This is a genomic window from Deltaproteobacteria bacterium PRO3 (assembly GCA_030263375.1).
Lineage (GTDB): Bacteria > UBA10199 > UBA10199 > DSSB01 > DSSB01 > DSSB01.
Map to the genome: position 1 here is coordinate 1 of SZOV01000086.1, position 21,330 is coordinate 21,330.

General features: G+C 63.1%; 19 protein-coding genes and 1 riboswitch. Of the genes, 13 read left to right on the forward strand and 6 right to left on the reverse strand.

The window, feature by feature from the left end; translation table 11 throughout:
- Window positions 1-426, reverse strand: a 426-nt coding sequence (locus FBR05_12135) for a methyltransferase domain-containing protein (protein MDL1872930.1), incomplete at its 3' end; no start/stop codon positions are given.
- Window positions 427-457: 31 nt separating this feature from the next.
- Here FBR05_12135 and xerD point away from each other — a divergent pair.
- On the forward strand, window positions 458-1,354 hold the full coding sequence (xerD, locus tag FBR05_12140; GenBank protein MDL1872931.1) for a site-specific tyrosine recombinase XerD: 897 nt from the start codon (window positions 458-460) through the stop codon (window positions 1,352-1,354).
- A 3-nt stretch (window positions 1,355-1,357) separates the two neighbouring features.
- Here the strand turns inward: xerD and FBR05_12145 are convergent, their stop codons facing one another.
- The gene (locus FBR05_12145) at window positions 1,358-4,486 is read right to left on the reverse strand and encodes a PAS domain S-box protein (GenBank protein ID MDL1872932.1); all 3,129 of its coding nucleotides are present in this window, start codon (window positions 4,484-4,486) and stop codon (window positions 1,358-1,360) included.
- Between the two features lie 168 nt (window positions 4,487-4,654).
- Here FBR05_12145 and FBR05_12150 point away from each other — a divergent pair, with 168 nt between their 5' ends.
- From FBR05_12150 to FBR05_12175, 6 genes are all read left to right on the forward strand, one after another.
- Complete coding sequence (locus FBR05_12150; GenBank protein ID MDL1872933.1) at window positions 4,655-5,332, forward strand: site-2 protease family protein; 678 nt, start codon at window positions 4,655-4,657, stop codon at window positions 5,330-5,332.
- A 3-nt stretch (window positions 5,333-5,335) separates the two neighbouring features.
- Complete coding sequence (gene trpS / locus FBR05_12155; protein ID MDL1872934.1) at window positions 5,336-6,334, forward strand: tryptophan--tRNA ligase; 999 nt, start codon at window positions 5,336-5,338, stop codon at window positions 6,332-6,334.
- Window positions 6,328-7,098: a segregation/condensation protein A gene (locus FBR05_12160; GenBank protein ID MDL1872935.1), complete on the forward strand. Its 771-nt coding sequence runs from the start codon at window positions 6,328-6,330 to the stop codon at window positions 7,096-7,098. The genes trpS and FBR05_12160 overlap by 7 nt, the downstream gene beginning before the upstream one ends.
- Window positions 7,099-7,220: 122 nt before the next feature.
- On the forward strand, window positions 7,221-8,078 hold the full coding sequence (gene scpB / locus FBR05_12165; GenBank protein ID MDL1872936.1) for an SMC-Scp complex subunit ScpB: 858 nt from the start codon (window positions 7,221-7,223) through the stop codon (window positions 8,076-8,078).
- Between the two features lie 16 nt (window positions 8,079-8,094).
- Window positions 8,095-8,814: an rRNA pseudouridine synthase gene (locus FBR05_12170; GenBank protein ID MDL1872937.1), complete on the forward strand. Its 720-nt coding sequence runs from the start codon at window positions 8,095-8,097 to the stop codon at window positions 8,812-8,814.
- Window positions 8,815-8,905: 91 nt separating this feature from the next.
- Window positions 8,906-10,060 carry a DUF4382 domain-containing protein gene (locus tag FBR05_12175; protein ID MDL1872938.1) on the forward strand — a complete coding sequence of 385 codons (1,155 nt, stop codon included), beginning with the start codon at window positions 8,906-8,908 and terminating at the stop codon, window positions 10,058-10,060.
- Window positions 10,061-10,333: 273 nt separating this feature from the next.
- Here the strand turns inward: FBR05_12175 and thiC are convergent, their stop codons facing one another.
- From thiC to FBR05_12195, 4 genes are all read right to left on the reverse strand, one after another.
- Window positions 10,334-12,175 carry a phosphomethylpyrimidine synthase ThiC gene (thiC, locus tag FBR05_12180; protein ID MDL1872939.1) on the reverse strand — a complete coding sequence of 614 codons (1,842 nt, stop codon included), beginning with the start codon at window positions 12,173-12,175 and terminating at the stop codon, window positions 10,334-10,336.
- A gap of 114 nt (window positions 12,176-12,289) precedes the next feature.
- The gene (locus tag FBR05_12185) at window positions 12,290-13,057 is read right to left on the reverse strand and encodes a thiazole synthase (protein MDL1872940.1); all 768 of its coding nucleotides are present in this window, start codon (window positions 13,055-13,057) and stop codon (window positions 12,290-12,292) included.
- 114 nt (window positions 13,058-13,171) lie between these two features.
- Window positions 13,172-13,330: a sulfur carrier protein ThiS gene (gene thiS, locus FBR05_12190; protein MDL1872941.1), complete on the reverse strand. Its 159-nt coding sequence runs from the start codon at window positions 13,328-13,330 to the stop codon at window positions 13,172-13,174.
- Window positions 13,323-13,429, reverse strand: a riboswitch (TPP riboswitch). Its footprint overlaps the gene before it by 8 nt.
- A 48-nt stretch (window positions 13,430-13,477) precedes the next feature.
- Complete coding sequence (locus FBR05_12195; GenBank protein MDL1872942.1) at window positions 13,478-14,233, reverse strand: MBL fold metallo-hydrolase; 756 nt, start codon at window positions 14,231-14,233, stop codon at window positions 13,478-13,480.
- A gap of 44 nt (window positions 14,234-14,277) precedes the next feature.
- Between FBR05_12195 and alr the strand changes: the two genes are divergently transcribed.
- The 6 genes from alr to FBR05_12225 all read left to right on the forward strand — a co-directional run bounded on the left by alr (window position 14,278) and on the right by FBR05_12225 (window position 21,304).
- Window positions 14,278-15,405 carry an alanine racemase gene (gene alr, locus FBR05_12200; GenBank protein MDL1872943.1) on the forward strand — a complete coding sequence of 376 codons (1,128 nt, stop codon included), beginning with the start codon at window positions 14,278-14,280 and terminating at the stop codon, window positions 15,403-15,405.
- Window positions 15,406-15,455: 50 nt separating this feature from the next.
- Window positions 15,456-16,229, forward strand: coding sequence for an ABC transporter permease (locus tag FBR05_12205; GenBank protein MDL1872944.1), 774 nt, complete (start codon window positions 15,456-15,458; stop codon window positions 16,227-16,229).
- 12 nt (window positions 16,230-16,241) lie between these two features.
- Window positions 16,242-17,006 (forward strand): ABC transporter ATP-binding protein, encoded by a 765-nt coding sequence (locus FBR05_12210; protein ID MDL1872945.1) that lies wholly within the window; start codon window positions 16,242-16,244, stop codon window positions 17,004-17,006.
- Entirely contained in the window at window positions 17,003-18,352 is a 1,350-nt protein-coding gene (locus FBR05_12215) for an MCE family protein (GenBank protein MDL1872946.1), read from the forward strand. The genes FBR05_12210 and FBR05_12215 overlap by 4 nt, the downstream gene beginning before the upstream one ends.
- An 8-nt stretch (window positions 18,353-18,360) precedes the next feature.
- Window positions 18,361-19,932 (forward strand): bifunctional phosphoribosylaminoimidazolecarboxamide formyltransferase/IMP cyclohydrolase, encoded by a 1,572-nt coding sequence (gene purH, locus FBR05_12220; GenBank protein ID MDL1872947.1) that lies wholly within the window; start codon window positions 18,361-18,363, stop codon window positions 19,930-19,932.
- A 397-nt stretch (window positions 19,933-20,329) separates the two neighbouring features.
- Window positions 20,330-21,304 carry an IS110 family transposase gene (locus FBR05_12225; protein MDL1872948.1) on the forward strand — a complete coding sequence of 325 codons (975 nt, stop codon included), beginning with the start codon at window positions 20,330-20,332 and terminating at the stop codon, window positions 21,302-21,304.
- Window positions 21,305-21,330 lie beyond the last annotated feature (26 nt).

A 21,330-nucleotide genomic window follows, 5' to 3' on the forward strand; every position in this document is an offset into this window, starting at 1 on the left:
GTCCGTCGCGTTGTAGATTGCCCCGCCCGGCTTGAGGTAGTCGCGCAGGCGGGCGAGCAGCTCGGGCTTGAGCAGGCGGTGCTTGCTGTGGCGGCGCTTCGGCCAGGGGTCGGGGAACAAGACGTAGATGCGCTCGAAGAGCCCGGGGCGAAACAGCCGCGTCAGGCACTCCCGCGCGTCGCCCAGCACCAGGAAGACGTTCTTCAGGCCGCGGGCGGCGGCGCGCTTGGCGATCTTGGCGAAGCGGCCGCGGCGGATCTCCACCGCGACGAAGGTCGCGCCGGGCTCTTGCTCGGCCAGGTGCAGGAGAAATTCCCCCTTGCCCGGGCCGATCTCCAAGACGAAGGGCCCCGGCCCCTCGAGCGGGGGCGGGGCGGGGAGGAATTCGAGCTCCTTGGGCGGCGGGATGTAAACCTTCGTGGACATCGCGTTCCTCCTTATTTAAGATGCGGCCACGATGCAAGCGGCGAACCTCAACCTCATCGAGTCCTTCCTCGACGTCCTGCGCGTCGAGCGCAACCTCGCCCGCAACACCGTCGAGAGCTACCGCCGCGACCTGCTGCACTTCACCCAATTCGTCGAGACGAAGCGTCGCAAGGGCCTGCTGGAATTAAGCGAGATCGACCTCCGCGAGTTCTTGAGCTTCGAGTACGACCGCGGGCAAAAGGGCCGCAGCACCGCGCGGCGGCTCACGACCCTGCGCATGTTCTACCGCCACGGCTTGAAGGAAAAGTGGCTCCAGCACGACCCCACGCTCAAGGTCGAGCTGCCCAAGATGGGCCGAGCCCTGCCGCAGTACCTGAATCAAGAGGAAATCGACGCGCTCCTCGCCCAGCCCGACCCGACGACCCCGCTCGGGCGCCGCGACCGCGCCATGCTCGAGTTGCTCTACGCCAGCGGCCTGCGGGTCTCCGAGCTGGTCGGTCTGGCCTCGGGCGACGTGCACCTCGACATGGGTTTCGTCCGCGTGCTGGGCAAGGGCTCGAAAGAGCGCCTGGTCCCCGTGGGCCGCTCGGCCCTGGCCTGTCTCAAGGAGTACCTCGAGCTCGCCCGGCCGAAGCTGACCAAGAAGCGGCTCTCCGACGCCCTGTTCCTGAGCAACCGCGGCGGCAAGATGACGCGGCAGCAGTTTTTCCTTTTGCTCAAGGCCTATGCGAAAAAGGCCGGCATCAAGAAAGACGTGAGCCCGCACAAGCTGCGGCATTCCTTCGCGACCCACCTGCTCAACCACGGCGCCGACCTTCGCTCGGTGCAGGCCATGCTGGGTCACGCCGACTTGGCGACGACGCAGGTCTACACCCACGTCACCCCCGAGCGCCTCAAGGCGATCCATAAATTTCATCCCAGGTCTTGAAGGTCAGCGCGGAAAGGTGCCCTGCGACCGGAAATAGGCCTCCAGCTTCTGCTCGAGGGAGATCCTAGGGTCCTCCTGGACGGGCTCGGAACGCGGGGCGGCGACGCTGGGGAGGTAGAGGTGGAAGGTCGTGCCCTCGCCCACTTGGCTCTCCACCGTGATGAAGCCTCCGGCGTCCTTGATGTGTTTGTAAGTCATGGCCAAGCCGAGGCCTCGGTTTCCGGACCCGACATGGGCGGTCGGTTTGGTCGAGTAATAGGCCTCGAAGATGCGGTGGCGCGCCTCCGGGTCGATTCCCGATCCGGTGTCGCTGACGCTCAGGCGCAGGTACCGGCCGCCGGCGGTGGGCAAGGGGCCGGGGGAGAGGCTTTGCAGAGCGGCCAATGCCTCCGGGCTCAAATCCACGGCAGAGGCGTCGATCAGCAGCAGGCGGCGCTCGCTTCCTTGCATGGCGTCGCGCGCGTTGACGATCAGGTTTTGTAAGGCGTCCGCGATGTGGCTGCGGGGCCCAGGGACCATCGCCGCGCCCGGCGCGCGGCGGACGACCAAGTCGGGGCCTTCGCCCAACATGCCTCGCAGGTCGGCGGGTTCTAAGAGGGAATTCAAGTCGAAGGGCGGGCCGGCCTGGGGCTCCGTGCTCAGCCTGCGGAAACTCTCGATGGCCGAGAGGATGAGATTGGCGTTTTCCTGACTCACCTGGTGGTCTTCGAGGGCCCTGGTCAAAATCTGCTCGATGGCCCGGTACACTGCTCGGGGGCTGTCCAACGTCAGGGTTGCCGGCCGGTTGCCGCCGCGGACGGTCGAATCGTGGAGCTCGGCAAGCTCCTGGAGGAACGGCTCGTAGAGCAAGGGGTCCCCGCCGTTGGCGGGTTTGTCCGCGAGCGACCGGAAGAGGTCGCGGAGCCCTTCCATCGTCTCTTGGTTGTACCTTTGGTAGGGCAGCACTACCGCCAGGCGATTGGCGATATTGTGGGCCAGCCCTCGGCTCAGCATCTGCACGGCGTCAAGGCGTTCCGCGGCGATGCGGTGCTGCTCGGCGCGTTTCAGATCGGTGGTGTCCCGCACGATGACGACGACCTCGTCCGCGCCGCTGGGGCTGACGCGGGCCTCCTGGTGGCGGCGGCTGCCGTCGGGCATGGGCAATTCATATTCCACGCGTTGGAAGGTACCCGTCTCTAGGGCCCGGCGCATGGTGGCGATGCCGAATTCCTTCAATTCCTCCGGGAGCGGCAGGTCATGGACGCGGGTGCCGATCAATTGCTCCGCCGGCAGCACGAATTGACCGGCCTGGGGGAGCCGGACGTCCAGGAAGGTCATGTCGGCGCGGATGCGGAAGAGCAGGTCGGGGAGGGCGCCGATCAGGGCCCGGTTTCGCACCTCGCTGACCTCCAGGGCGGCCCGCTCGCGGCGGCGCTCGGTGATGTCCTCGAGGAAGGCGAATCCCAGGCTGCGGCCGTTGACCCGCTTGACCATGCCGGTGGTGTTGCACCAGATCGAGGTCCCGTCCTTGCGGCGATAGCGCACTTCGGGCAGGTCGAGCGTGCCGTTTTGCAGGAGGCTTTCGGAGAGATTGCGGAAAAACGGCATGTCCCGCAGGTGCATGAAGGTCTGGAGCGAGCGCCCGAGGGCCTCGGCTTCGGAGTAGCCGAACATCTCCGTCAGGCGCCGGTTGATCATCAGGACGGTACCTTCGGGGTGGCCGCCGTGTTCCGGCGCATTCAGCTCGAAGACCACCGCGGAATGCGGATGCATGTTGAGAAATTCCCGCAAGGCGACTTCCAATTGTTGAGGCCCCTTCGGCAGCCAGGAGATCGGCTCCTCGGAAGGGCTTACGGTTTCCGCCGTACTCTCGGGGCGGGAATTGGACTCCCGGACGGGGCTAGGGTCTCCGCGTTGGCTGCCGGGGCCTGATTCCGGTGTGCCCTTGTCGCCGAGGCCTTCCATGAAGACCAGGAAGGGACCCCGAATGGGATCGCGCGCCTTGGGTCCGCTGAAAGCGAGTCTAGGCCCCGAGGCGAGGACCCAGGCGGGGTTCAGGCCACCGGTGCCGGTAGGACGCTCCGGCAACCGGCGGGCGATCGCCTCGGTATGCAAGTCGAGGCCTCGCTCCCAGGCGCGCCAACCCTCGCCAAAGGCGTGGTGGCTGAGGCGTCCCGCAACATTGAATTGCAGCAAGGTCGCCAGCCCATCGACCAGCGTGGTGGCGCCGTCGCGCCGGACGCGCAGGCCCAGGGCCTCTTCGAGGCGATGAGCGCTCAGGATGCCGGCGAACATGCTGCCTTGCTGGAACAGCGTCCGGCCCAGGCCGGGGCTGGCGACAGCTGCCAGGCCCTCGGCGCCGAGGGCCCGCTGGTAGAGCCGGCCCCCCGCCCAGCCGAAAAATTTCAAGCTGCCCAAGGTGAGGGCGCCGGCGGCCCAACTGTGCCCGAGCCCGCGGAGGCTCCAGTCTTGAGGCCTACCGAAGGCCTCGTTCAAGCCATGGGCGGCCGCGGTGAAGGTGCTGGCCTCGACGAGGAAGGCGCCGAGGCTGGCCGTGGCTCGGGCGCCGAAGCCGCGGGTGAAGGAAGTGGCGCCCGGCGAGGAGGCCAGCCTGCCGAGCAGGCCCAGGCGGCTGACGCGATAGGCAGCACCGGCCAAGCCCATGCTGAGGATTAGCGCGGGATCGCTGGCCTCGACGGCGAGGCGGCGCAGCAGGAATTCGGCGCGCGGCCCCGCGGCCCCCACGCCTTGAATAGCTTGGAGCCGCTCCGCGGCGCGGGCGTCGATACCGGAGAATCCGGTCCCCTCCCGCAGGAGGCCGTAGACGGCAAAGGCCAAGTCGGGGCGGTCGTCGGCTTCGCAGCGGCGGCCAAAGGCCAGTAGGGCTTCGAAAAAAAGGCCGGCGTCTTGCTCCTGACCAAGGGACTCCAACTCGGCCCAAGACGCGGCTCCGAGGCGGGCGCGCCATTCGGCGACGCGCGAGGCGGAGAGGCGGCCCAATCCCTCCGTCGAGGGGCGGCCGTCGCCGGTCTGCGAAGGTTCATTTAATAGGCGAAGTATCCATTCGGAGGCGGAGAAGGTGTTGGAGGTCGAACGCGGCTCGTGAGGGAGCCCGTGTAGAAATGTTGAGGTACTGCCGAGCGAAAAAGACATGCAAAAAATTAATTCACTTAGCTCTACCCGGGGAAGCGAAGCAAAATCGAAGTCTAAGGAGTTAAGTGGATTTAATTTCGAGGAACTTTAACTTAAGTTGTCAAAAAAGCTAGAGAAAAAATGGAAGGTTCCGTTGCCCCACTGTTGAATCTTTGTTAGAGCCCTTACATGACGGCCGAGCGCCTCAGTCTGCTATTTCTGTACATGCCTGCTTTCCTCTTTGCCCTGTCCTGCCATGAGGCGGCCCACGGCTTGGTGGCCTATCGTTTGGGCGACGCTACGGCCAAAGAGGCCGGCCGCCTGACCCTCAACCCCTTCGCCCATATGGACTTATTGGGAACGGTCCTCCTGCCCCTGGTCTCCTGGCTGGCCCCCGGCGCCTTGCCGATCGCCGGCTGGGGCAAGCCCGTGCCGGTGGATGAGGGGCGCTTGCGGCGTCCGCGCCGGGATGGCCTGTGGATCGCCTTGGCCGGCCCCCTGAGCAACCTCGGCCTGGCCTTGGGCTTCGCGCTTCTGCTGCGGCTGCTTTTGGAGATCCTGCCGAGGCTCGGGGATCTGCCCTGGGCGGAGGCCCCGCTGTATCTCAGCGTCGCCGACACCTCGCTGCGCCTCGTCGAAATTTCGATTTGGATCAACCTGGGCCTTGCGCTCTTCAACCTGATTCCGGTACACCCGCTGGACGGCGGCAAGGTGCTCTCGGGGCTCTTGCCGGAGCGTTGGGCCCGTGCCTACGACCGCATGGCGGGCTACGGAATTTTCGCGATCGTCGCGCTTTTTTACGCCGGCGGATTCCGGTATCTTCGGGTCCCGGTGCAGCGGATGGCCGAGTTTCTGATACCTTCGTGAGAGATGGACCGAATGAATCCAAGCAAGATCGTCGTCAGCGGGATGCGTCCCACCGGCAAACTTCATCTAGGCCACTACTTCGGCGTGCTGAAGAATTGGCTCGAGCTGCAAGACCAATACCGCTGTTTTTTCTTCATCGCCGATTGGCACGCCCTGACCACCGAGTACCAGGACCCCAAGATCCTGCGCCAGGCCTGTCGCGACATCCTGCTCGACTGGCTGGCCGCGGGCCTCGACCCCAAGCGCTGCACGATTTTCTTGCAATCCCGGGTGCCGGAGCACGCCGAGCTGCACCTCCTGCTCTCGATGCTCACGCCGATCAGCTGGCTGGAGCGGGTGCCCAGCTATAAAGAGCTGAAAAACGAGCTCAAAGACCGCGACCTCTCGACCTACGGCTTTTTGGGCTATCCGCTCTTGCAAACGGCGGACGTGGCGATCTACAACGCGCACTTGGTGCCCGTCGGGCAGGACCAGGTCGCCCACCTCGAGCTCTCCCGCGAGGTGCTGCGGCGCTTCAACCACCTCTACGGCGAGACCTTCGTCGAGCCTCAGGCCCTGCTGACGCAGGCGCCGAAGGTGCCCGGTCTCGACGGAAGAAAGATGTCCAAGAGCTACGGCAACGCGATCTACCTGAGCGACGATGAGGCCGCGGTCCGCAAGAAGATGGGCGACGCGGTGACCGATCCGGCGCGGATCCGCAAGAGCGATCCGGGCAACCCGGACATCTGCAACGTCTTCGACTACCACCGGCTCTTCTCGCCGCCCGAGCTCGTCTCGCGGGTCAACTTGCAGTGCCGCGCCGCCGAGATCGGCTGCGTGGAGGACAAGAAGCTCGCGACCGAAAACCTGCTGGCCTTCCTGAAACCGATCCAGGAGCGGCGCCGCGCGCTGGAGGCCCAGCCGAAAGTTCTCGAGGAGATCCTCGAGGCCGGTGCCGCCGAGGCCCGCAAGGTCGCGCAAGCGCATTTGAAACGCGTCTACGAGAGGATGGGGCTATGCTGAGCGAAACGCAGAACGCCTACAAGGTCGACCTCGAGGTCTTCGAGGGCCCGCTCGACCTGCTGCTGCACCTGATCAAGAAGAACGACGTCGATATCATCGACATACCGATCTCGCTCATCCTCGAGCAGTACATGGAGTACCTCAACCTGCTCGAAGAGCTGAACATAGACTTGGCCGGCGACTTTTTGCTGATGGCGAGCGAGCTGGCCCACATCAAGAGCAAGCTGCTGCTGCCCGACCACGACAAGGGCGAGGAGGACGAGGAGGGCGAGGACCCGCGCGCCGAGCTGATCCGCCGCCTCCTCGAGTACCAGCGCTACAAAGAGGCCGCCAACGCGCTGGCCGCCCGCCCCATGCTGGGCCGCGACGTCTTCGCCCACGGCATGACGCCGGACCCGATCGAGGAAGAGGAGGCCCCCGTCGAGGTGGACCTATTCCAGCTGATCAGCTGCTTCTACGAGATGCTCAAGAAGGCGCCCAAGACGACGGTCCACGAGGTCCGCGTCGAGCGCGTCTCGGTCACCGAGCGGATCTACGAGCTGATGGACAAGATGCGCGGCCAGTCGATGCTTGAGTTCCGCCAGCTCTTCGACGGCCAGGCCACCCGCGGGGGATTGATCGTGACCTTCCTCGCGGTGCTCGAGATGGTGCGCATGAAAGTCCTGCAGGTGACGCAGAGCCAGACTTACGGTGAGATCTATTTGGTGCCGGCCTTCGAAGGCGCCGACCTGCAAAATCTCGAGGCGAACGTGACGATTCAGTAATAAGGAATCCCCCTATGGAAAGCGCCAAACTCAAATCCTTTCTCGAAAGCCTGATCTTCGTGTCCGAAACACCCTTGAAGGTTTCGGACATGCTGGTCGCCGTGCAAAATTACGAAGAAGAAATGAATAAACCCCCGCAGGCCGAGGCGGCGGAGGGAGAGGTCGAGGCCGGAGAGTCCGTCGAGGCGGCCGCCGCACCCGCCGGCGCCGAGGTTGCGGAGACCGAGCCTTCCGTCCCGACCGACGTCGCCGCCCAACTCAGCGCGGCCGCCGCCAAGGAGGAAGAGAAGACCAGTCGCGCCGACATCCAGCAGGCCCTCTCCGAGCTGGCCCAAGAATACTTGGAGAACCCCGCCCGCGGCATCCTGCTCGGCGAGGTCGCCGGCGGCTGGCAGTTCCGCACGCGGCCGGAGAACGCGGTTATCCTGCGGCAGTTCTACCAGCCCAAGCCCACCAAGATCTCCAAGCCCTCCCTCGAGACCCTCGCCATCGTCGCCTACCGTCAGCCGGTGACGCGGGTCGAGATCGACGCGATCCGCGGCGTCGATTCCGGCGGTGTGCTCAAGACCCTGCTCGAGAAGAACTTGGTGCGCATCGTCGGCAAGAAGGACGAGCCCGGCAAACCCATGCTCTACGGCACGACGCAGGACTTCCTCGAGCTCTTCCAGCTCAAGAGCTTGCAGGAGCTGCCGACCTTGAAGGAGTTCCGGGAGCTCGAGGAGGAATTCCAAAAGAAGACGGCGGGCGAGGGCGTCGTCGTCGAAAACACCGCGGAGGAGACCGAAGAAGAAGAGTCACTCCTTGAGGGCGAGGGCGTCCAGCAGATGATCGCGGCCTTGGATGAGGAGGAAGAAGAGGCCTTCCAGGACCTCGAGGCCAGCCTGAAGGACCTCCGCGACGTCGAGCGCGGCATCTTCGCCGAGGAAAAGGCCGAGGAGAAGGCCGCCGAGGCTGCGACTCCGCCCGTCGCCGAGTCTTAAGCCCCGCCGGTCCCCCATGGAACGCCTGCAGAAAATCCTCTCCCGCGCCGGCGTCTCCAGCCGCCGCGCCGCCGAAGCCCTGATCCTGGCAGGCCGTGTGAAGGTCAACGGCAAGGTCGTCCGCGAACTGGGCGCGAAGGCCGATCCCGAGAGCGACGTTGTCCTCGTCGACGGCCGGCCCATCCGGCGCTCCCGATTCCACCGCTACTACGCCTACTACAAGCCGCGCGGCGTGGTCGTCACCAAGCGCGACGACTTCGGGCGCAAGACCGTCTTCGACTTGCTCGATTTGCCCAAGGCGGTGAACGCCGTCGGCCGCCTCGACAAAGAGTCCGAGGGCCTGCTGCTGCTCACCGACGACGGCGAGCTCTTGCAGCGCTACACCCATCCCTCTTTCCAGGTGCGCAAGGTCTACCATGTCCAAGTGACGCGCCTGCCCACGGCGGAGGAGCGCCGCCGCCTGCGCGAAGGGATTCGCCTCGAGGAGAAGGAGGTGCACGTCTTTTCGGTGAAACCCTTGCCGGCTTCCGAAGGCCTGTGGCTCGAGATCGTCCTGGGCGAGGGGATCAAGCGCGAGATCCGGCGCATGTTGGAGACCTTCGGCATCGGCGTGCAAAGACTGATTCGCGTCAAGCACGGCGAGGTGGAGCTGGGTTCGCTCAAGCCGGGGCAGGTGATCGAGCTCAGCGCCTCCCTTCTGAAGAAAGTCCGGCGCTCCGTCGGGCTAATTTCTTAAAAATACTTGAGAATTTTTTTGTGGCCGTCCAGCGCGTCGCGTCGTCCCACCTCGTATTCAAGGGCAAGGAACCCATACCTGGAGGACACGTATGATTCATTCTTTCAAAAAAACTGCGTACAAAACGTTGGGCATTTTGGCCCTAACAACTTTGGCGGCTTGCGGCGGCGGCGGGACGGGGACGATGTCGGTCGGCCTCACCGATGCGCCGACCGAGGACTACGCCGCGGTCTACGTCACGATCAGCGAAATTCAAGTGCACCGCAACGGGCCCGGATCGGACGACGAAGGCGGTTGGCAGACGGTAGCCGAACCGAATCGCACTTACAATTTATTGGATCTCACCGACGGCGTGGTCGAGGGCCTAGGCGAGGGACCGCTGGAGGCGGGGAGCTATTCCCAGATCCGCCTGATCATCGGCACGACGCCGGACGCCTCGCCGAACATCCTCTGCCACACACACCCCTTCGCGAACTACGTGATCGACGCGGACGATTCCGAGATCCATGAGCTGACCGTCCCCAGCGGCGAGCAGACCGGACTCAAGATTGTCTGCGCCGGCAAGTGCGACGTCGCCGAAAACCAGACCACCGAGCTGATCCTCGATTTCGACGCGGCGGCCTCGGTGGTGGTGGCCGGCAACAGCGGCATTTATAACCTCAAGCCGACGATCAAGCTGCTCGAGACGGCCGATTTCACGCTGGTGACCGGACGGGTCACCAACGGCGCGGATTTGGCGGGGGTTGCCGACGCCCAGGTCAGCGCGCAGATCTTCGATCCGACCGCGGCCAACCCGGAGGACGCGGTCATGGTTCAGACGGCGACCTTGACCGACGCCAACGGCGATTACCAGCTCTTCCTCAAGCCCGGCGACTATAATATCGTCGCGACCGCCCCCGGCTTCGCCGCGACGGCGGTGAACCTCACGGCCTTGCCCGGGCAGACCCCGGTTCAGGACTTCGTCTTGACCGCGGCGCCCTCCGGCACCCTCGCCGGTCTTGTCGGGATCACCGGGGCCGACGCCGAGACTTTCGCGAACTTAAGCGTCCAGCAGGATCTGACGGTTGCCGGCCTGCCCGAGGTGGTGGAGGTCGATTCGATCGACGTCCTCAACGGGGCGAGCTATTCGGCGGAGTTGAGCGCGGGCGATTACGAAGTGCTCGCTTCGACCTGCGGATTTCCCACGCAAGCGACCGCGGTCAGCGTGAGCGCCGGCGCGACGACCACGCTCGATGTCAATTTTTGAGGTAATCCAGCTCCCAGGAATACCTAGAAGGCCCGGGCCCCCAAGGCCCGGGCCTTTTTTTCGGCCAAAAAAATAGCCCGGGCGGTAAGAGCCCGGGCTACCGTTTGGGAGGAGGAGAACGGCGGAACATCCGCCTTCTCTGATGAAACCCCATTTACCCACAAAACCTTGGAGATTGGATTGTGCGATTCTATGTACAGGAATTGCACATAGCAAGAGCCTTGCCGCAAGGAGGTGAATTTACTTCGAAATTATTTTTTCGGGGGAATCGTCTCAGTCGATTCGGTGGCTACGTTGATGAAATTCCTTGGATTTTTCTTCCAAGCCCCGGCGCAGGGCGGCCTCCGGATCCCCAAGGCCTTGTTTTTCGGCGTAATCCCGAACCTCCTGGGTGAGCTGCATCGAGCAGAAGTGGGGCCCGCACATCGAACAAAAATGGGCCAGCTTGGCGGATTCTTGGCCGAGCGTGGCGTCGTGGTAGGCGCGGGCCGTGTCGGGGTCGAGGGAGAGATTGAACTGGTCCTCCCAGCGAAACTCGTAGCGGGCCTTGGAAAGCGAGTTGTCGCGCCGCTGCGCCCCGGGGTGGCCCTTGGCTAAGTCGGCGGCGTGCGCCGCGATCTTGTAGGCGATGATGCCGGCCTTGACGTCGTCGCGGTCGGGGAGGCCGAGGTGCTCTTTGGGCGTGACGTAGCAGAGCATCGCGGTGCCGAACCAGCCGATCATCGCGGCGCCGATCGCCGAGGTGATGTGGTCGTAGCCCGGCGCGACGTCGGTGGTGAGCGGGCCCAGGGTGTAGAAGGGCGCCTCGCCGCAGACGGCGAGCTGCTTGGTCATGTTTTCCTGGATCAGGTGCATGGGGACGTGGCCGGGGCCCTCGATCATCGTCTGCACCTCGTGCCGCCACGCGATATTGGTCAATTCCCCCAGCGTCTCCAGCTCGGCGAACTGCGCGGCGTCGTTGGCGTCGGCGATGGAGCCCGGCCTAAGGCCGTCGCCCAGCGAGAAGGAGACGTCGTAGGCCTTCATGATTTCGCAGATCTCTTCGAAATGGCTGTAGAGGAAGTTCTCTTGATGGTGGGCGAGGCACCACTTCGCCATGATGGAGCCGCCGCGCGAGACGATGCCGGTGACGCGTTTGGCGGTGAGCGGGACATAGGCCAGGCGCACGCCCGCGTGGATGGTGAAGTAATCGACGCCCTGTTCGGCTTGCTCGATCAGCGTGTCGCGGTAGATCTCCCAGGTCAGCTCCTCCGCCTTGCCCCCGACCTTTTCCAAGGCCTGGTAGATCGGGACGGTGCCGATGGGCACCGGGCTGTTGCGCAGGATCCATTCGCGGGTCTCGTGGATGTTCTTGCCGGTAGAGAGGTCCATCGCCGTGTCGGCGCCCCAGCGGATGGCCCAGAGCAGCTTCTCGACCTCTTCCTGAATGGAAGAGGTGACGGCCGAGTTGCCCAGGTTGGCGTTGATCTTCACCAGGAAATTGCGGCCGATGATCATGGGCTCGAGCTCGGGGTGGTTGATGTTGGCGGGAATGATGGCGCGGCCGCGGGCGACCTCGTCGCGGACGAACTCGGGCGTGAGGATTTTTGGGATCGCCGCGCCGAAGGATTGGCCGGGGTGCTGCTCGCCCTCGCGCAGGGCCTCGAGCCTTTGGTTTTCGCGGATGGCGATGAATTCCATCTCGGGGGTGACGATGCCCCGCCGCGCGTAGTGCATCTGGCTGACGTTGCGGCCGGGCAGGGCGCGGCGCGGCCGGCGGACGGTGTGCTCGAAGCGCAGGGCCTGCAATTGGGCGTCGGCGGCGCGGCGGCGGCCGTAGCGCGAGCTGAGGTCCGATAAAGTTTGGGTGTCACATCGCTCCTCGATCCAGGCGGCGCGCAGCGGCGGCAGGCCCTTCATCAGGTCGATCCGGACGGCGGGGTCGGTGTAGGGGCCGGAGGTGTCGTAGACGCAGAGCGGTTCGTGGGGCGGCTTCAGAGAAATCTCGCGCATGGGGACGCGGAGGTCGGGACGGCTGCCGGTGACATAGATCTTGCGCGAGTTGGGGAAGGGCCGCGTCGCCTCGGCGTCGAGTTCTTGGAGCTTTTCGAGCATTTTTTGGGGGAGGGTGGACATTTTCTATGGTCTCTCCGCTAAGGTGATGGTCGCTGAATCCGTAGGGGCCGCTGACAAATTAATTTTCAAATGGCTTCGCGCAGATTTCGTAGAGGCGGGCCCCCGCGCCTGCCCCTACCGAATGACATTTTCCAGCGGGCTCGAGGCGCTGGCGTACAACTTCTTCGGGATCCTGCCCGCCTCATAAGAAAGCCTCCCCGCCTCGACCGCCGCCCGCATCGCCCGCGCCATCTTCACCGGGTCCTGAGCCCCGGCGACGGCGGTATTCATGAGGAGGGCCGCGCAGCCCAGCTCCATCGCGACGGCGGCGTCGCTGGCGCAGCCGACCCCGGCGTCGACGATCACCGGCACCTGGGCCTGTTCTAAAATGATCCGCAGGTTGTAAGGATTGCGGATGCCGAGTCCCGATCCGATCGGTGCGGCCAGAGGCATCACGGCGGGACAGCCGATCTCCTCGAGCCGCTTACAGGCGACGGGATCGTCCATGATGTAGGGCAGGACGATGAAGCCTTCCTTCACCAGGACCTCCGCGGCTTGCAAGGTGGCCGCGACGTCGGGGAAGAGGGTCTTCTCGTCACCGATGACCTCGAGCTTGATCCAGTTCGTCTCGAGGGCCTGCCTCGCGAGGCGCGCGGTCTTGATCGCGTCGTTCGCGGTGAAGCAGGCGGCGGTGTTGGGCAGCAGGGCGATCTTCTTGCGGTCGATGAAGTCGAGCAGCGATTCGCCCTTGGGCGCGTTGAGGTCGATGCGCCGGATGGCGACGGTGACCATTTCGGTGCCGGAGGCCTCGTGGGCGGTGCGCATAACCTCGTGCGAGGGGTATTTGCCGGTGCCGAGGATCAGGCGGGAGTTAAAGGTTTTGTCGGCGATTTGAAGTGACATGGTCCTTACCTATGAAAATATAGTTGCTATGCGTTGCCCTGTAGGGGCCGTTCCTCCCTTCGGAGGACAAGCGCGAACGGCCCCTACGGATGCCGCAAAATACAAAATAAAAATTTATCCCCCGCCCACCGCATGAAAAACCTCCACCTCATCCCCCTCGCTCATGCGTTTTTTCTCTCGCTCCGAATGCGGCACCACCTCGAGGTTTATCGCCACGGCGGCCACGAACACCACGACATAGGAGGCGAAGACGCGGATCTGCGGGTCGCGCAGCGCAACCGCTTTCCTACGCCGGCATTGACCGGATCAGGTTCGAAGGGTCTTCCGATTGCGCTCGGAACTCTCAGCCGTCAGGCTCCCCTAGGGTTATTTCGAAAGCGAAAAATTTATAGAAGCGAAACGCGCGAAAGTCAACGGGACTCAGGGACGCCAGGATTCGCCCGGCTGCAACAAATGCACTCTCGACGACAAGCCCTTCTTCCCCACCTCCGCCTCCAGCCGCTTCCAAGCCTCTTCCGGATTTTCCCGCCAAAAGTCGAAGACGCCCCAATTGATCGGCACCATCCGCTTGGCCTGCAGGTCCTCGAAGGCCTGCAGGGCCTCCTCTGGCGTCATCTTCTGCCGCTTCAGCCACCAGCGCGGGTGATAGCCGCCGATCGGCAACAGGGCGACGTCGATCGGGAAGGCCTCGCCGGCCTTTTTGAAGTGCGGCCCGTAGCCGCTGTCGCCGCAGAAATAGACGCAGCCCTCGGGGGCCTTCAGCAGATAGGCCGTCGCCGCGCGATAGCGGATCGGCACCCAGCGGCAGCCGCGGTGCTGGACGGGCAGGGCGTGGATCTCGACGCCCTGGTGCAGGTGCTTGCCGCCGGCGGGGATCTCCACCACCGGGTTGGGCAAAAACTTCCGGACGACGCCCCCCAAGCCCTTGGGCACGATGATCGGAATCGTCGTTTTAAAGTACTTGTAGCTGAAGATATCCAGGTGGTCGTAATGGGCGTGGCTGACCAGTATTGCCGAAAGGGGCGGCAGGGCCTCGGGCGTCAGGCCCGCAGGCTTGCGGCGCTTGAAAAACATGAAGACTTTCTGGGAGAAAACCGGGTCGGTCAGGAAATTCTGCCCTTGGATTTGCAGCAGATTGGTGCCATGTCCGAGGTGGGTGATCTGAAGTGTTGACATAGGGTTCCGGGCGGCTAATAGCCTTGGGTCCGGACAGCTTAAGCATGAAAGAAAGCTCCATTTCAAACCAATTTCGCCCGACGGTGGCCCGGATCGACCTCGCGGCGCTGCGGGAGAATTTTCTTTTGGCCAAACGCCTGGCCGGAGAGGGCGCCCCGATGGTCGGCGTGGTGAAGGCCAACGCCTACGGCCACGGCGCCGTCCCGGTCGCCCGGGTCCTCGAAGGCGCCGGCGCGGCGGCGCTGGGCGTCGCCTGCCCCGAGGAGGGCGTGGAGCTTCGCGAGGCCGGGCTGAAGGCGCCCATCCTGCTCTTCGGCGGGCCCTTCAACGCCGATGCGGCGACGCTGGCCCGCTATGCCTTGACCCCGGTTCTTTATAACGAGGCGCAGATGCAGGCGCTCCAGTCTTCCGCCGCCGAGCCCTTAGGCGTCTATTTCAAGGTCGACACCGGGATGACCCGGCTGGGTTTCCTGCCCCAGGAATTACCCCGGGCCCTCAAGGCCCTGCAGGCGGCGCCTCAACTGAAGCTGCTCGGCGTGATGAGCCACCTGGCCCAGGCCGATCTCAGCTTCGAGGGGCCCACCGCCGATCAGTGTCGTCGTTTCGAGGAGGCCCGGGCCCTGCTCAAGCGCGAGGCGCCCGAGGCGAAGGTTTTTCATATAGCCAACAGCGCGGCGATCCTGGGCGGCAAGGTCGCCGCCGGCGATTGGGCCCGGCCCGGCATCATGCTCTACGGATCCAACCCCAACCCGCGCTTCGCGGCCGGCGCGGCGCTGAAGCCCGTCATGAGCTTTACGACCGCCGTGGTCAGCCTCAAGACGGTGCCGAAGGGCACCGCGGTCAGTTACGGCGGCACCTGGGTCGCGCCCCGCGAGAGCCGCATCGCCGTCCTGCCGGTGGGCTATGCCGACGGCTACATCCGTCATCTCAGCAATTGCGGCGAGGTCCTGATCCGCGGGCGGCGCGCGCCGGTGGCGGGGCGGGTCTGCATGGATCTCACCATGGTCGACGTCACCGACATCCCGGGAGTCGACCTCGGCGACCCGGTCTTGCTCTGGGGCCCGGGGCTGCCGGCGGAGGAGTTGGCCGCCAAGGCGGGGACGATCTCTTACGAGTTATTCTGCGCGGTGAGCCGTCGGGTGCCGCGCGCCTACGCGGGGGAGGGCTCGTGATCGAGTTTTTCCAGGACTTCTTCACCCGCAACGCCCGGCTAAACGAGGCCCTGATCCGCGTCGGCCGGCCCTTCACCGGCGTCATTCAGGGCCTGGGCCGTTTCGTCTATTTTTGCCTCGAGACGATCCAATGGTCCTTTCGCGGCACCCTCCACGTCCGGGTCCTGTTCCGCGAGATGATGAAGATCGGCGTCAACTCCACGGTGATCATCGCCCTGGTCGGCCTCTTCGCGGGCATGGTCTTCGCCCTGCAGACCGGCTCGGCCTTCCGCCTCTTCAACGCCGAGTCCTTGGTCGGCTCGACCGTCGGCATCGCCCTCTCCCGCGAGTTGGCCCCCGTCTTCACCGCCCTGATGATTGTCGCCCGCGCCGGCAGCGCCATGGCCGCCGAGATCGGCACGATGAGCGTCACCGAGCAGATCGACGCCCTGAAGAGCATGGCCGTGCCGCCGATCAACTACCTGGTGGTGCCTCGGGTCATCGCGAGCACCGTGATGGTGCCGCTATTGGTCGGCGTCTTCAACGGGATGGGCCTGCTGGGCTCCTACGTGGTCTCGATCTACCTTCTGCAGATCCCCGAAGGGCCCTACCTGATGCGCTACCATACGATCGTCGAGCCGGAGGACTTCTACCAAGGCTTGATCAAGGGGGTCGTCTTCGGCTTCATCCTCAGCCTGATCGCCTGTTACAAGGGCTACCACACCACCAACGGGGCCGAGGGAGTGGGACGCAGCACGACGCAGGCGGTGGTGGCCGGTTCGGTGACGGTCTTGATCCTGAACTATTTCCTGGCCACCTGGCTGCTGCAGATTTTTCCGAATTGAGGGACGAAAGAGATGAACGCCCGAGCCGAAGCCGCCATCGCATTGCAAGACCTTCACAAGGCCTTCGGCCGGCAGAGGGTGATGGACGGCCTCAGCCTCGAGGTCCCGCGGGGCAAGATCACGGTCATTATCGGCCGCTCCGGCGAGGGCAAGAGCTGCCTGCTCAAGACCATGATCGGCCTGATGGCGCCCGACAGCGGCAAGGTGCTGGTCGAGGGTATGGATATGTTCGAGCTCTCCGGTCGGGACCAGAACGAGCTGCGCAAGCGATTCGGGATGCTGTTTCAAAACGCGGCCCTCTTCGACTCGATGAACGTCTTCGACAACGTGGCCTTTCCCTTGAGGGAACACACCGACATGGGGGAAGAGGAAATCCACGACAAAGTTTTGGACAAATTGGCCAAGGTGGGCCTCAAGGACGTCGAGCTCAAGATGCCTTCCGAGCTGAGCGGCGGCATGCGCAAGCGGGTGGGCCTGGCCCGGGCCCTGATGCTGGACCCCGAGATCATCCTTTACGACGAGCCCACCACCGGATTAGACCCTATCCTGACGGATTCGATTGACAATTTGATCCTGGAAACCCAGAAGAATTTCGGGCTCACCTCCGTCGTCGTGAGCCACGACATCCCGTCGACGCTCAAGATGGCGGACAAGATCGCGATGCTTCACCAGGGCAAGATCCTCGAAGAGGGGCCGCCGCAGGCCTTCCGCGAGTCGAAGGACCCCTGGATCCAAAGCTTCTTGCAGGGTAAGGCGGACAAGGACTTCATCGGATGAAGAAAAAGTTTTCTACCGAGGCCAAAGTCGGCGTCTTCGTCATCGTGGCGATAGCCTTGCTCGCCTACCTGACGCTCGACGTGAGCCAGCTCGGCTGGACCCCGGGCGGCACCTACAAGATTTACACCTTGATGGAGAACGCCGAGGGCGTCTCTAGGAAGACCCCCGTGCAGGTGGCTGGCATTCCCGTCGGTACGGTCAGCGACATCACGCTCACGCCCGACCGCAAGGCGAAGGTCGAGATCGAGCTGCGCAAGGACGTCAAGCTGGGCGACGACGTGACCGCCGAGATCCGCACCCGCGGCGTCCTGGGCGACACCTATATCGAGATTTTTCCCGGAAGCCCCGATGCGCCGCAGATCGAGGCGGGCGGGGTCGTGGGACGGGTCAAGCAGCCGGCCGATTACCAGCAGCTGGTGCGCGACCTCTCGGTCTTGACCTCGGACATGAAGGAAATCACGGCGGCGATGAAGACCTACACGGTCTCCGAGCATTCCTACACCGCCGAGATCCTCAAAAACATGCAGGTACTGACCGCCAACCTGGCCCGCTTCAGCACCAACAACGCCGCCAACATGGAGGCGGTGGTCGCCAACATGCGCGCCTTGACCGACCAGCTGCGTTCCTTCTCGGCGACCTCGACCCCCGACATCGAGATCGCCCTCAAGCGCATCGCCGAGATCACCGACAAGGTCAATTCCGGCCAAGGCTCCTTCGGCAAGCTCGTCAACGACCCGCAGACCATCGAGAAGACCAACGAGATCCTCGACACGGTCAACGACCTGACCAGCGGGATCAAGCGCATCGAGACCGAGATCAACTATCACATGGAATACCTGGGCTCGACCAAGGACGTGAAGAACTACGTCGGCCTGCGCTTCCAGCCGAGGCCCGACAAGTTCTTCCTCTTCGAGGTCGTTCACGATCCCAATCCTTCGCCTTCCGACAAGACCCAGATCACGACCGTCACCACCGCGGGCGGCGCGACCAGCACCATCACCACCGAGACGCAGGACTTCAACAAGGTCCGCTTCTCCGCGCAGCTGGGCAAGAAGCTCTACGACTTCACCTTGCGCGGCGGCTTGATCGAGTCCACCGGCGGCTTCGGGGTCGACTACACGAAGGGCCCCGTCAACCTGCAGCTCTCGGCCTTCGACTTCAGCGCGGACCGCCCGCACTTGAAGTTCTTGAGCCAGCTCAACCTGACCCGCTCGCTCTTCCTGGTGGCGGGCTTGGACGATTTCATTTCCAGGGAGCACGGGCTCGACTGGTTTTTCGGCGCGGGCGTGCGCTTCACGGACGAGGACATCAAAAGTCTCTTAGGCACGGCTTCTTTGGCGAAATAGGGGATACCATGGCGAAGATTCAACGGGCGCTGATCAGCGTCTCCGACAAGACCGGACTGGTCGATCTGGCAAAGTACCTGGCGAAGCACGGGGTCGAGCTCCTCTCGACGGGCGGCACCGAGAAACTCTTGGTCGAAAACGGGCTTAAAGTCACTCCCATCGGCGCCTACACCGGCTTCCCCGAGATGATGGACGGCCGGGTCAAGACCCTGCATCCCAAGGTCCACGGCGGCATTTTGAACATCCGCGCCAACGCCGAGCACCAGAGGGCGATGGCCTCGCAGGGCATCCAGCCCATCGACTTGGTCGTGGTCAACCTTTACCCCTTCGTTCAGACCGTCGCGAAGGCGGGCGTGAGCCTCGAGGACGCGATCGAAAACATCGACATCGGCGGCCCCAGCATGCTGCGCGCGGCGGCGAAGAACTTCGAGGACGTGACGGTGGTCGTCGACCCGGCCGACTACGGCAAGCTCCTGCTCGAGCTCGAAAACCACGGGATGCAGACCACCCGCGAGCTGCGTTTCGAGTTGGCCGCCAAGGTCTTCACCTTCTGCGCGGCCTACGACGGGGCGATCAGCAATTTCCTGACCTCCTTAAAAGAACCCTCGCACCAGCCGGAGCGCCAGAAGTTCAGCGGGACGCTCAACCTGCAATACCGCAAGATCTTCGACCTGCGCTACGGCGAGAATCCGCACCAGCAGGCCGCTTATTATTCCGAAGGCTGGCGCGACGAACCCTGCGTCGGCAACGCCCGGCAGCTGCACGGCAAGGAATTGTCCTACAACAACATCATGGACTTGGACGGGGCCCTCGAGACGGTGAAGGAATTCGAGCTGGCTGCCTGCTGCATCGTCAAGCACAGCAATCCCTGCGGCGTGGCGACCACGACGGGCGGGATCTCCGACGCCTTCCTCAAGGCCAAGGCCTGCGACGAGGTCAGCGCCTTCGGCGGGATCATCGCCTTCAACCGCGCGGTCGACGTCGCCGCCGCGACCGAGATCGGCAAGACCTTCTTCGAGGCGATCATCGCGCCGGACTACGAGCCCGAGGCCTTGGAAATACTCAAGCAGAAGAAAAATATTCGATTACTCAAAACCTTGCCGATTCGCCGCTACGAGATCACCGGTTGGGACATGAAGAAGGTCGTCGGCGGGATGCTGGTCCAGGATCGCGACACCCAGATGCTGCCGGCCTCGGAGGCCAAGGTCGTCACCAAACGCCGGCCCACCGCGGAGGAGCTGAAGGCCCTCGACTTCGCCTGGAAGGTCGTCAAACACGTCAAGAGCAACGCCATCGTCTTCTGCCGCGACGACCGCACGATCGGCATCGGGGCGGGGCAGATGAGCCGCGTCGACTCGGTGAAGATCGCCGCGTTGAAGGCGGCGTCTCCCTTGAAAGGCACGGTGCTGGGCTCGGACGCCTTCTTTCCCTTCCGCGACGGCCTCGACGAGGCGGCGCGCCACGGGGTCACCGCGGTCATCCAGCCCGGAGGCTCGGTCCGCGACGAGGAAGTCATCGCCGCCGCCGACGAGCACGGCATCGCCATGCTGTTCACGGGGATGCGCCACTTCCGGCACTAATTCCCTATTTTCCGCCGTGTGGTTTGCCTAATGACGTTAGGAAGCTAGTTTGCCCTCCTGCTCGCCGGGGCTTCTTTCGCGGCATTCCTTGCGATGATCGTTACGCTGTTCTTTTGCCGCGTCCGCCCCTAGCCGGGGGCGATATGTCCCAGCGGGACACGGCCTGTCCCCCTTGTATCTTGAAAAGAGCCTAAATTAAGTCACAAACAAGGGAATCCGAGTGAGAAAGAGAAAGGACAACCTGCCTGTCCCCCGAGATTAGGTGCCTTTCTTAATTCTTGTTCATAAGGCCGTACGGTATCTAAGGCCTCCCCGTTGGGGAAGAGCTTGTATTAACAAGGTTGGCCTGGGCAAGATTTCTTACTTTTAAGCCCGTTACTTCAACAAGGAGCAATGCATGTTGCAAGCCTTCCTAGGCATAGACGTAGCCAAACATAAGGTCGATGTCGTGCTGTTAAAGGAACAAAATAAGCTGAAACATAAAGCCATCACGCAGACCCCCGAAGGCTTTGCAGAGCTGCAAAGCTGGTTATTAAAGCAGGGGGTGGTCCAGGTTCACGCCTGCTTAGAAGCTACGGGGAGCTATTCTGAGGATTTAGCTATTTTTCTTCAGGAGCAAGGGCATCGGGTCAGCGTGGTGAATCCCGCGAGAATCAGCGCATTTGCAAAGAGTCAGCTAGCTCGCAACAAGACGGACAAGATCGACGCGGAATTGATTGCCCGATTCTGTCAGACCCAAAACCCGGAGCTGTTTATCGCCCCTTCTCCGGCAATTCGAGAGCTGCAGGTGTTGGTACGCCACTTAGATAACCTGACAGAATCGCTGCAAAGGGAGAAAAACCGACTTGAGGCAGCGGTTAAATCTAAGGCGGTTGTACAATCCATCCAGACCTTGATCCAGGTTCTGAAGGAAGAGATTCGAAAAACCAGGAAGAAAATAGAGGATTTATTCAAGGACCATCCGGATATCAGAAATGATCGGGATTTATTGGCAACTATTCCCGGAATTGGGGACCTGACCGCCTCGAAACTACTAGCGGAGATTCCAAACTTGAAACGATACGAATCGGTCAAGCAATTGGTCGCGTTTGCGGGCCTGAACCCACGACAGTATATGTCAGGGAGCGCCGTGTATAAGAAAGCTCACATTTCAAAAACCGGCTCTTCTCGGGTTCGCAAAATGCTATTTATGCCCGCCTTAGTAGCGAAAACAAAAGGAGAAGGGTTTAAAGCTTTTGAAAAACAATTGTTAAAGAATGGCAAGGCGAAGATGGTTGTTGTGGGCGCTATCATGCGAAAGCTGCTTCACATAATCTATGGTGTCCTGAAGAATAATAAACCTTTTGACCCATTGCTTGCTTTTGCAGCTTGACTAGCAAGACGGTATCTCAGGCCGGG

Excerpts from the sequence above, each read along its gene's own strand:
- purH (MDL1872947.1), top strand. The coding sequence starts at position 18,361 with ATGGCGAAGATTCAACGGGCGCTGATCAGCGTCTCCGACAAGACCGGA.
- FBR05_12225 (MDL1872948.1), top strand. The coding sequence starts at position 20,330 with ATGTTGCAAGCCTTCCTAGGCATAGACGTAGCCAAACATAAGGTCGAT.
- FBR05_12150 (MDL1872933.1), top strand. The coding sequence starts at position 4,655 with ATGACGGCCGAGCGCCTCAGTCTGCTATTTCTGTACATGCCTGCTTTC.
- FBR05_12160 (MDL1872935.1), top strand. The coding sequence starts at position 6,328 with ATGCTGAGCGAAACGCAGAACGCCTACAAGGTCGACCTCGAGGTCTTC.
- FBR05_12215 (MDL1872946.1), top strand. The coding sequence starts at position 17,003 with ATGAAGAAAAAGTTTTCTACCGAGGCCAAAGTCGGCGTCTTCGTCATC.
- FBR05_12185 (MDL1872940.1), bottom strand. The coding sequence starts at position 13,057 with ATGTCACTTCAAATCGCCGACAAAACCTTTAACTCCCGCCTGATCCTC.
- scpB (MDL1872936.1), top strand. The coding sequence starts at position 7,221 with ATGAATAAACCCCCGCAGGCCGAGGCGGCGGAGGGAGAGGTCGAGGCC.
- FBR05_12170 (MDL1872937.1), top strand. The coding sequence starts at position 8,095 with ATGGAACGCCTGCAGAAAATCCTCTCCCGCGCCGGCGTCTCCAGCCGC.
- FBR05_12175 (MDL1872938.1), top strand. The coding sequence starts at position 8,906 with ATGATTCATTCTTTCAAAAAAACTGCGTACAAAACGTTGGGCATTTTG.
- thiC (MDL1872939.1), bottom strand. The coding sequence starts at position 12,175 with ATGTCCACCCTCCCCCAAAAAATGCTCGAAAAGCTCCAAGAACTCGAC.
- FBR05_12210 (MDL1872945.1), top strand. The coding sequence starts at position 16,242 with ATGAACGCCCGAGCCGAAGCCGCCATCGCATTGCAAGACCTTCACAAG.
- FBR05_12145 (MDL1872932.1), bottom strand. The coding sequence starts at position 4,486 with ATGTCTTTTTCGCTCGGCAGTACCTCAACATTTCTACACGGGCTCCCT.
- FBR05_12195 (MDL1872942.1), bottom strand. The coding sequence starts at position 14,233 with ATGTCAACACTTCAGATCACCCACCTCGGACATGGCACCAATCTGCTG.
- xerD (MDL1872931.1), top strand. The coding sequence starts at position 458 with ATGCAAGCGGCGAACCTCAACCTCATCGAGTCCTTCCTCGACGTCCTG.
- alr (MDL1872943.1), top strand. The coding sequence starts at position 14,278 with ATGAAAGAAAGCTCCATTTCAAACCAATTTCGCCCGACGGTGGCCCGG.
- trpS (MDL1872934.1), top strand. The coding sequence starts at position 5,336 with ATGGACCGAATGAATCCAAGCAAGATCGTCGTCAGCGGGATGCGTCCC.